Source organism: Streptomyces lydicus, assembly GCF_000717345.1.
GTDB lineage: Bacteria > Actinomycetota > Actinomycetes > Streptomycetales > Streptomycetaceae > Streptomyces > Streptomyces lydicus.
Genome location: NZ_JNZA01000077.1, coordinates 1 through 9,189, shown reverse-complemented (window position 1 = coordinate 9,189; position 9,189 = coordinate 1). Strand labels below are relative to the sequence as shown.

9 protein-coding genes are annotated in these 9,189 nt (G+C 71.0%); 4 read left to right on the top strand and 5 right to left on the bottom strand.

Translation table 11 applies throughout. The features are described from left to right. Nucleotides 1–650 precede the first annotated feature (650 nt). The 4 genes from OO62_RS35915 to OO62_RS41470 form a co-directional block, all read right to left on the bottom strand. A complete protein-coding gene (locus OO62_RS35915; RefSeq protein ID WP_033271934.1) occupies nt 651–2,957 on the bottom strand; it encodes a P-loop NTPase family protein in 2,307 nt (768 codons plus the stop codon). Nucleotides 2,958–3,181: 224 nt separating this feature from the next. Next, a complete protein-coding gene (locus OO62_RS35910) occupies nt 3,182–3,385 on the bottom strand; it encodes a hypothetical protein (protein WP_033271933.1) in 204 nt (67 codons plus the stop codon). After that, nucleotides 3,382–4,560: a hypothetical protein gene (locus OO62_RS37310; RefSeq protein ID WP_129322971.1), complete on the bottom strand. Its 1,179-nt coding sequence runs from the start codon at nt 4,558–4,560 to the stop codon at nt 3,382–3,384. The genes OO62_RS35910 and OO62_RS37310 overlap by 4 nt, the downstream gene beginning before the upstream one ends. Nucleotides 4,561–4,574: 14 nt before the next feature. After that, nucleotides 4,575–4,700 (bottom strand): hypothetical protein, encoded by a 126-nt coding sequence (locus OO62_RS41470; RefSeq protein ID WP_277753325.1) that lies wholly within the window; start codon nt 4,698–4,700, stop codon nt 4,575–4,577. Nucleotides 4,701–4,982: 282 nt separating this feature from the next. Between OO62_RS41470 and OO62_RS35900 the strand changes: the two genes are divergently transcribed. From OO62_RS35900 to OO62_RS35885, 4 genes are all read left to right on the top strand, one after another. Beyond that, nucleotides 4,983–5,243: a hypothetical protein gene (locus OO62_RS35900; protein WP_033271932.1), complete on the top strand. Its 261-nt coding sequence runs from the start codon at nt 4,983–4,985 to the stop codon at nt 5,241–5,243. A gap of 225 nt (nt 5,244–5,468) precedes the next feature. Beyond that, the gene (locus OO62_RS35895; RefSeq protein ID WP_033271931.1) at nt 5,469–6,452 is read left to right on the top strand and encodes a hypothetical protein; all 984 of its coding nucleotides are present in this window, start codon (nt 5,469–5,471) and stop codon (nt 6,450–6,452) included. 57 nt (nt 6,453–6,509) lie between these two features. Next, complete coding sequence (gene tpg / locus OO62_RS35890) at nt 6,510–7,061, top strand: telomere-protecting terminal protein Tpg (protein ID WP_033271930.1); 552 nt, start codon at nt 6,510–6,512, stop codon at nt 7,059–7,061. After that, the gene (locus OO62_RS35885) at nt 7,058–7,276 is read left to right on the top strand and encodes a hypothetical protein (protein ID WP_129322970.1); all 219 of its coding nucleotides are present in this window, start codon (nt 7,058–7,060) and stop codon (nt 7,274–7,276) included. The genes tpg and OO62_RS35885 overlap by 4 nt, the downstream gene beginning before the upstream one ends. Before the next feature lie 351 nt (nt 7,277–7,627). On the opposite strand, the gene OO62_RS38705 is transcribed toward OO62_RS35885, so the two are convergent. Continuing rightward, complete coding sequence (locus OO62_RS38705; RefSeq protein WP_078617545.1) at nt 7,628–8,320, bottom strand: RDD family protein; 693 nt, start codon at nt 8,318–8,320, stop codon at nt 7,628–7,630. Nucleotides 8,321–9,189: the final 869 nt, after the last annotated feature.

Below are 9,189 nucleotides of genomic sequence, written 5' to 3'. Positions count from 1 at the left end.
ATCGTCGGCAGCGTCAGATGTGTATAAGAGACAGGCGGGTCCCATCGCGCTGCGCGCTCTGGAAGGGACCGTCACTTCGTGACGGTGGGTCACCGCTGCGCGGTGACCGGCTCGGCTTCGCCGAGCCTTGCCCCTTCCGCTTCGCTTCAGGGGCGGAGGGCCGCCGCTTCGCTTTGGCCCTCTGACCTGGGGCTTTGCCCCAGGTGGGCCGCTTTGCGGCCCTGTGGCGCCCGCTTCGCGGGCTTCCGGCTGGCTGCGTGAGGGGGGCTGAGCTGATCTTGCTTCCTCACGGTCTGTCACTATCCAGCTGATAAAGTCGAGCATAAGGCCGAATTGAATTCCTGTCAAGTTTCTTCCGTCGCCCACTTATTGGAACTTGCAAAGAATGAATGTCTGCGTGAATTCAGAAGGCATCTTTGAGGTTTTCCATAAACCCTCGAATTCGTCTTCTTCTCGTTCTTCGATTCCCCAATATTCTATGTTGCATTCCTCGCCCAATTCTCCCCAACTCTCTTTCCATAATGCCCCTATTGCGATTCTCTATTCGCGGTTTTGGTGAACTCGTGGGGCTATGTTGGATTCTGACGGCCTTTCGGTTTGGGCATAGGGAAAGGGCCCGGCCGATACGGCCGGGCCCTTCTGTCGGTCGGTCAGTTCCCTAGCGGGGACTTGCCCTTGACCTCAGTGAGCTTCCACCAGTTCTTGAGTTCCTTTTCGGTGTAGTAGGTGGTGCCGTCCACGGTGATTCCCTCCGGCATCTCAATTCCGCGCTTGCGGCCCCGCGAGATGCGCTTGCGCAGCGCGCCGTAGCGGGCGGGCAGGATGCCGGCCTCCCCGTCCTCCGTGGACGCCTCCTTGAGGCTGTAGACGGGCGTCTGCGCCTCTTCGGACACGTCGGTGGGCTCGTGGTCCTGGCCGTGCTTGGTGAGCGTCACACGGCCGGTCACAGCCCCGTCCGCGGGGTGTGACGTCACGTGCTCTGACCTGGGCGTAGGTACCCCGGGCCGGGGGGTTCGCCCATCGGTCACGAGCGTCACACCCTCCATGTAGGCCCCACCAGGCAGGAAATCAGCGATAGCCAGCTCGTGTTCGGCCTCGTCCAGGACGGCCGGGGTGATCCAGGGAGCCATCTCGCCCCGGTCGAACCAGTCCGGGGCGTCCTCGGCGGCCCGGATGTGCTTCCGCGCCACGGGGGTGATGTAGGCGTACTGGATTTCCTCGACCTCCGGCCGTCCGGTGACGCCGATAACGCCCCTGCCCTTGATGCCTGAGTCGTAGGCAACTCGCGGTGCGTCTCCGTAGGTGACGAGCCATTTGGGATTGGAGGCGGGGCCCACAATTCCCTTTGTGCCGACCAGGTCTCGGGTCTCGGTGTCGCCGAACAGCTCACGCGTGAATGTGTGCGCGCCGATCACGATTTTGTGGTCGGCCGAACGCCCCTGCATCAGGATCATGTGGAACCACGCCTCAAAGGGCGGCATCCCCTTTGCCTGGAGTCCGTATTTCCACCAGATTTTCGCGGACTTGACGAACGACGCGAATTCGTCGATGACCAGGATACGTCCGGGCAGAACGTCGCCTTCGGGTGTTCCTTGGAGCCCTTCGGCGGCCTTCATGGAGGTGTAGAACTCGGCCATCGCAGCTACTCCGGCGCGGCCGGACTTGTGCACCCGGACGCCGGATTCACCCTCGATATCCTTGAACGCATTCGACTTCATGGTGATGCAATCGACGAGCGCGCCATGCTGGCGACCGTGAACAACCGGCATCAGCAATACCGTTGTCTTTCCGTCGCCGGTACCGCCGGACACGCCCCAGTGAGGGGTCTCACCTGCGGTATCGACGTAGCGGGGGCCGTCGTGGGTGATTCCGACCATGACGCGGGACGGGTCCTCGGAGGGGACCCATTCGACCATTGTCGGCAATTCTGGGGCCGGTGCCGGGGGAGGTTTCGGAGTCCACCGAACGTACGGCGAATTCCCTTTGAATTCCCACTGGGCCACCCACTCGCCGGGCACGCGGGAGTGCAACACCTGTGTCATCAGCCCACGTTCGCCATCAGAGCCGAGCCAGCCCAGCGGCAGCCGGATCGTGATGGCGGCGGTGTCTACGGAGAGTGAGTCCGTGAGGTGCAGCCACTCGTCCTGACCACGCTCCTGATCCTCCTGAGACAGCCTCAGCACCTGCACCAGCGCGGCCCACAGACCCGGGGCGTAGCGCTCGCGGTCGCTGGGCTCGTACCCGGCGCCCCACAGCCCAGCGGCCGTCAGCACGACCGGCACCGCGCAGGCCAACGCGAGGATCGTCCACGCGGGCTGGAGGACGAGTCCGACCGTGGTCGCCAGAGCGCCCACACGGGCCGCAGCGCGCCCCGCGTAGCGCCAGTGGTGCCAGCGGCCCAGCCCCCGCCCAACGGTCCGCACAGCGGCCCACACAGCGCTCAGGCCCCGCCCGGCAGCGGTGACCGCACCGGCAACCCAGTCCGGCACCCGGGCGTGGGAGGAGATCCAGGCGCCGATGCGGTCCCAGTCGATCCGGGCGCCGGCCTCCGCGTCCGCTGCCGGATCCAGCGCGATGGCGCCCAACTCGGCCGTGGCGAGCGAGTCCGTGCTCACCGTGCCGGGCCGCCACCAGCTGGCGTTGGTGCGCGCGGCCCCGCGCGTCTCGCGCCCGGTCAGGAACCGCCAGCAGAACCGGCACACGGTGCTGACGACCACGCCCGCACCGGTGAGGGTGTCCTCGATGACGATCGCCGTGGCGCTGTCTGCGGCCCGCTTGCCCTTGTCCTTGCGGTGGCGGCTGCCGATGCCGTACAGCGCGCCCAGCGTGAGGGCACCCCCGGTGATCCAGGGCATCGGGTTGCCGTGGGTCAGGGTCAGGGCATCGTGGATCAGGCCCGTCTCGTGGCCGGATGCGGCGGCCGCGGATTCGGTGGCGGGCGGGTGGTAGATGCTCATGGGTGCGCTCCCTCTCGTGTGATGGGGGACCGCCCCCGCCCGGCAGGTGTCTGGCCAGACGTGGCCTGCCGGGCGGGAGAGTCCCTGGTGTGGGCGCTGCTTTGATCGTGACTCGCGGCACTGACAGGTGGCACGCGAGATACGCGCGTTCCGTGAGAACCGTCTGCCAGGTCGGTGCGAACTGCCCTGGGGGGGAGGGGTGCGCTTCCGGCCGCCGGTGGGAGCTACCGCCTGCGGCGGGCCGCCTCACGCTCCTCGCGCTCGGCGTCCTGCCGCGCCTCCCGCTCGACCGCGCGGCTCTTGACTGCCTCGATCTGCCGGTCGATGGCGCGGGTGGGGTGGCCCTTGGCGGCCAGTCGGCCCACCAGGATGGCGAGCTGGGCGGTCTCCCAGGCGGTGTAGCCGCGCTGCGGCTCGGGCCCGGTCATGCGTAGCCCCCCGTGCCCTGGCTCGGCTCCGGCGTGCCCGGCTGCTGCGGCTGCCGGGCCTCCCGGACGTACCGGCTGACGCTCTCCGGCGAGACGGTCAGTCCCATGGCCCCGAGGGTCTGCTGCACGGCCTCCGGGCTCATCCCGGCCCGCGCCAGACCGTGCACGATGGCTCGGGCGGACGGGGGCCGCTGTGCGGGCACCCGCTCCCCGTCCTCCGGGTCCCCTCCGGGCCCCTGCCGGTCATCCGGACGCGTATCCGGCCTGTTGACCAGCGGGAATCCGCGCCTCTCCGGAGTCTCCGGGGAGGCCGGACGGACACCGCGCGCCACCCGCGTCCGGATCTCCTCCAGGGAGGCTCCGGCGTCCACGGCCGTCATGGCGGACCGGGATGCCTGATCTCGGGCCGCTGCCCACTCCCGGCCGCCAGTGCCGTAGGTGGAGGCGATGGCACGGGCCCGCAGCTCGTCCGTCACCGCCCGCAGGACCGCGTCCTGCTGCCGGGTCCATGCCTGCGGCTCCGGCTCCGGCTCGGTCTCGACGTCGAGCACCTGGTGCTCGTCGGCGCGCTGCACCTGATGCTCGTCGAGGCTCACGCCGTAGCGCGCCTCCACCGCGAGGCGGTGCGCTGCAGCCTGCCCCCGGGCACGCTCCGCCTGCCGGTGCACCTGAGCTGTGGCCAGCATGGCGTGCGCCTCGGAGTGCTCGGCGCGCACCCACTCCTGTGTCTCGGGGTCCAGCTCCCGCACCATGTGCGCCAACACTGTGCTCCAGAGGAGTTTGGCGCCGAGTGCGATCCCGGCCCCGGCCGCGCCCTGCCCGAGGGAGCCGTGCATGTAGCCGTGGCCGATGATCGCGGCCATCGACACCAGCAGCAGCACCACGCCCACGCGCCGGGCGCGGGCACGGCGGCCGGGCTCGTAGCGGGCCAGCCACTCCAGCCCGAGCACCGCCAGCCATGCCGTGTCGAACACCGCCGCTCCGCCGTACGCGGCCCACGAGCCGCCCAGCAGGTCACCGATCGAGTAGGTGGACCACGCCACCGTCACCAGCGCCAGCGCGCCAGCGACCGCCAGCTCGGCGCGCAGCACGATCTCGTCCCAGTCGCGCGGGACCGCTGGCGCCGGCACCTCCCGCGGAACCGAGTGCGTCCGGCCCTGCCGGGTGATGCTCACCCGCTCCATCCGCGTCATCGGGCACCGCCCGACCGCAGCGCCTCGGCCTGCTGCCGCGCCGCCTCAGCCGCTCGCGCAGCCTCCTGCGCACGGATCATCGCCTCGTGCGCGGCCCTGTTCGGGTCATCGATACGATCCATGACAGATCGCCCTCCTGTGTGTGCAGGTGGGTGGATCAGGCTCTGAGGTGTTACCAGCACCTGTTGAGCCGTCCGAGCGTCGTTCTGGCGCTCTCCGTCGTCCCCGGACCGGCCTGCCGGGCCGGGGACGACGGGCTACGCCAGCTACTCGGGCATCCCCTCCATACATGGCGTTTGATGCCGTATCAGCCGGTTCGGCTGGGCAGGGCACCACCATAGGGCAGTTTCTTCAGTCTGCACAACCTGTCTTCACTCAATAGGTATCCGCTACACTCTCCAGCCATGGAGATCCCCGAGAAAGCGCAGGCCGAGGCGCTGTCGCGCGTGGCGGCACTGGGCAAAGAACGCGCCGAGCTGCTGGCGCAGGCGCGCGCCCTGCTGCCGGACCTGCGCAAAGAGGCGGTAGAGGCGGTGCGCATCGGAGCGCAGCGCAGCAGGGTGCAGCAGCTCAGCCGGGTCAGCACCGGCACCCTGTACGGCTGGCTGCGAGACGCAGGCGTAGAGATCAGAACGGAGGGCGCGGGCGACGACGCGCCGCCCTGATCGACGACGTTCCGCGCACTGAAAAGCCGCGCTGAACACGGTCTGACTGGGCGTAACCTGTCCGGCACTGATCAACAAAAACAGAGGCCCCTCACCGGGGATCTACTCCACGAGTTGACACTCGTGGACCCAGTTCGGGGCCTCTGTGACCAAGCACAGGTCTGGGGCCGAGTGTAGCGGCAGCAGGATCCGCCGCACACCAGGCACCGGGCCAGAGAGGCCCTCATGCAGCACCTGACCAGCCCATACCGTTGCCCCACCTGCGTCACCGTGTGGCGTCTGCTGGACGAGCGCTACGCCCGTGGCGAGCACGTCACCGTGGCCGAGATGGCTGCCACCGCCGACCGGGCGCCGCGCACCGTCCGCGTGCACGTCACCGTGCTCGTCCGGGACGGCTACCTGGACATCGACCGCCGTACGCCGCTGGTGCGCTGCGGCCCGCCGGTGCCGGGCCCGTCCCACGATGGGATGACGCCCCGCCAGTGGGCGGCCGGTCTCACGATCGAGTGCTCCGCCTGCCGCCGGATCATGACCGTGGTGGCCGAGCTGGCCGACCGGGGATGGACCACGCGCGGCATCACTCAGGAGGAGCTGGCCCGCCACGCCGACATGGGCCGCCGGACGCTCGGGCGGCACCTGCGGTGCCATCTGGTGGAGGGCCGGTGGCTGGAGGACGGCCGGACCGCGCTGCTGCGGCGGGAGGCGGCGCCGCTGCCGATGGTGGCCGATGCCAGCGCGCCGGGCGCTCAGCGCTACGTCGGCAGCAGCGCGGACCGCTACATCCTGCTGTCGCGCCTCGGCCCCCGGCCGACGCCGAGCCTGCCGGGCGACAGCTGGCACGGGGACGTGGCCGCCGGGATCGTGGCCCGCATCCCGTGGTTCGCCACCGCGCACGGGGTCCTCGAATCGGACCTCGATGCGGCGATCCGGCGGGTGGCCGGCCACCTGCGGGACGGCTACCCCGAGCGCGTGCTGACGGAGATGATCCACCGCCGCCCGGTGCGGGGCGTGGTCCGCGACCCCTACGCGCTGCTGCTGTCGCTGCTGCCGCCTCCCGGCAGCCCCTACAGCCCGCCCGCCGACCCGGTGACCGCCGAGGCGCTCGGCCGGTCCACCTGCCCGCGCTGCGAGGCACCGCACGAGGTGGGCGTCCCGCCGGGCGTCACCTGCCGGGCATGCACCAGCGCTCTGGCCATCGCGCCGTTCTGACCTGATCTGACACAGCAGCCGTGCGGCCCCGTGGCCGCACGGCGGAGGGGACTTGCCATGGGGATCATCGGAGATGCTCTGAGTCGGGCCGCGCAGGCAGCGTGGACGCGACCGCTGCCCAAATCCGCGGGCGCCCGCCTGCGATTCCTGATGAAGCGGGAGAAGGGCTCGACCCGGGCCGTGGCGGCCCGGGTCGGGGTCTCGCAGCGCACCGTGCAGCGCTGGATCAAGGGCGAGACGCACCCGACCGGCAAGAGCGCTGAGGCGCTGGAGCGGGAGGCGGCCCGCGACTGGCAGCCTCGGGTCAGTGCCGAGGCGCAGCGCCGGTCGGCGCAGGCCGGGATCCTGGTCGAGACCCGGGCGAGGTTCGGGTTCACCGCCGCGCCCGGCACCACCGACGACGGTCGCATCCGGCGGATCGCCGAGGTGCTGCCGCCGGACGTGTCCGGCGAGATGTGGGCCGCATGGCGCGCAGGGGACGAGGACCGGCTGAACGAGCTGGTCGGGCAGGGGCTCGGGTACTCGTATTTCCAGGACCGGGGCCGCCGCGCGCAGGGCCTCGACGTCGAGCTGACCGACATCGACTACATCGAGCTGGGGGAGCTGTGAGCCGCTGCCGGTGCCTGGTGTGCACCGCCCCGCCGTGGGCCATCCCGGCCGCCGTGGCCGTGGTCCTGGTCGTGGTCCTGGTGCTCGTCGGCGGAGGCCATTACCCCTGGCCAGTCGATGCGAGCGTGTACCTCGCGACGGGCACGATGGCCTACGCGGTGACCGCCGGGCCGGTGATGCGCCGCCGCGGGCGCCACGCGGACGCCCACCGGTAGCGCGCCCGCCGCTACGGTCAGCGGCATGACCGACCGGACCTGCGGCTGGTGCGGGCGCCCTCTCCCCGTCCGGGCGACCGGGCGCCCGGCACGGTGGTGCCGGGCGTCCTGCCGCCAGCGCGCCTACGAGCGCCGGCGGACGGACGCGGCCGTGGCCGCCGCGCTGGCCGACCACGGCGTACGTGACGAAACTCCCGCCCCTGACCAGGGGCAATCGCCTGAGCCGCCCGTATCCGTACGTGATGAATCCCCGGCTGGGGACCCTCCGGCCGGGGATTCGTCACGTACGGGTGTGCCTGCCCTGCCCCCGGGTGAGGTGGACTGGGACGCGCACCTGGCTGCCTGGGACCGCTACCTGGGCGGGCGCTGATCCAGCACCACCGTGCGGTGGATGCGGTCCGCCCAGGTCTGGCGCTGCCGGTCCCAGGTGGGCCGCAGCAGGCCCAGCGCGGCGGGCAGCACGTCCAGGACGTGCGTCAGGCTGCGCACCAGGCTCCGGCCGGGGCCGATCGGCTGCCGCGTCTCGATGTCGACCACCCGGATCCCCATCAGGGCCTGCCCGAGGGACTGGCCGGTCCGGCCGCGCAGCGTCCACTGCCACCCCCACCACCCGGCCACCAGCGCCCAGTAGATCCCGTGGGTCACCGTGTTGTAGTCCCCACCGAGCGCCCACACCAGCAGGTTGTAGACCCACCCCACCGTGCCCAGGACCCACGCGTACGCCTGCACCAGCCCCATCCCCACGGCCAGATCCAGCAGCGAGGCGCACGCCCGTGCGTCCCAGGACGCCAGCCCCGCCGGGGGAGGGGTGGCCGGCCTCGGAGGCGCTCCAGCCGGAGTCGGCACCACGGCCGGGGCCGGGGGCGGCACCGAATCCGCGGGGCCCGGGCCCGGGCCCGGGGCAGGGGCAGGGGCAGGGGCGGGGGCGGGGGCAGGGGCGGGGGGCGCCTGCTGCTGTGTGGGCACCATCGCCCACCCGTAGCCGGGCGGGGGAGTGGGCAGACCGGCCCCCGGCTGCTGCTGCGGTGTCTGCTGCTCGTTCATCCGGTGAGCCTAGGGATCACCACCGACAGCCCGCCCGCCATTTCCCATCAGGTGCCCCTGTACGGCCCGCTGACGGCCTCTCACCCCACCCCCGGCCCATCACCCATGGGCAGTCCCGATCGGGCGTCAGCGGGCCACGTACGCCCGGCACCTGACTCGGCGCCAGCCCGGTACCGGGGCGGCACCCGCGTGACCCAATGGGGCGGCACCGGGATGACCCAATGGGCACCCGGCACCCGGCACCTGACCCCCCATCACCTGGCCTACGAGCACAAAACCGCAGGTCAGCCCCGATTGGGTCACGTCCTGCCGCCCCCCTGCCTCCCCGAGGAGGCCACCTGTGGATAACTCGCGATCATGGTCCGAGAATCACCACATACCGGACATCGAGCGGCACCCGATGACCCAATCGGGAAAACGGCCTCTGACCTGCGGTTTTGCGACCCCCCCTGTGGAAAAAAGAACCCCGATGACCCAATCGGAAAACGCCCTCTGACCTGCGGATATACCCTCCACCGACTCGGGGGGCGGCACCCGATGACCCAATGTCATGGAAAGCAGGTCTCATCCGGGGAGGCTCCGCCGGGTTCTGCCCGCCCATCGACCGGCCGTGGCCGACCGGAGCGCAGCGGAGGGCGCGCCTCACTGCGGGCAGGCTGGAGCGAAGCGGAAGCCTGCTCCGCTTCTGCGGCCAGAGCGCAGCGATGGCCGTCACTCGGCGTAGCCGAGTGCCCTTTGTAGCACGCGCAGCGTGCTACAGACCCGCTCGGGGGGGAGGGGTGCGCTTCCGGCCGCCGGTGGGAGCTACCGCCTGCGGCGGGCCGCCTCACGCTCCTCGCGCTCGGCGTCCTGCCGCGCCTCCCGCTCGA

Coding starts and splice junctions, on each gene's coding strand:
- OO62_RS35915 (WP_033271934.1), bottom strand. CDS start 2,957: ATGAGCATCTACCACCCGCCCGCCACCGAATCCGCGGCCGCCGCATCC.
- OO62_RS35910 (WP_033271933.1), bottom strand. CDS start 3,385: ATGACCGGGCCCGAGCCGCAGCGCGGCTACACCGCCTGGGAGACCGCC.
- OO62_RS41470 (WP_277753325.1), bottom strand. CDS start 4,700: ATGGATCGTATCGATGACCCGAACAGGGCCGCGCACGAGGCGATGATC.
- OO62_RS35900 (WP_033271932.1), top strand. CDS start 4,983: ATGGAGATCCCCGAGAAAGCGCAGGCCGAGGCGCTGTCGCGCGTGGCG.
- OO62_RS35895 (WP_033271931.1), top strand. CDS start 5,469: ATGCAGCACCTGACCAGCCCATACCGTTGCCCCACCTGCGTCACCGTG.
- tpg (WP_033271930.1), top strand. CDS start 6,510: ATGGGGATCATCGGAGATGCTCTGAGTCGGGCCGCGCAGGCAGCGTGG.
- OO62_RS38705 (WP_078617545.1), bottom strand. CDS start 8,320: ATGAACGAGCAGCAGACACCGCAGCAGCAGCCGGGGGCCGGTCTGCCC.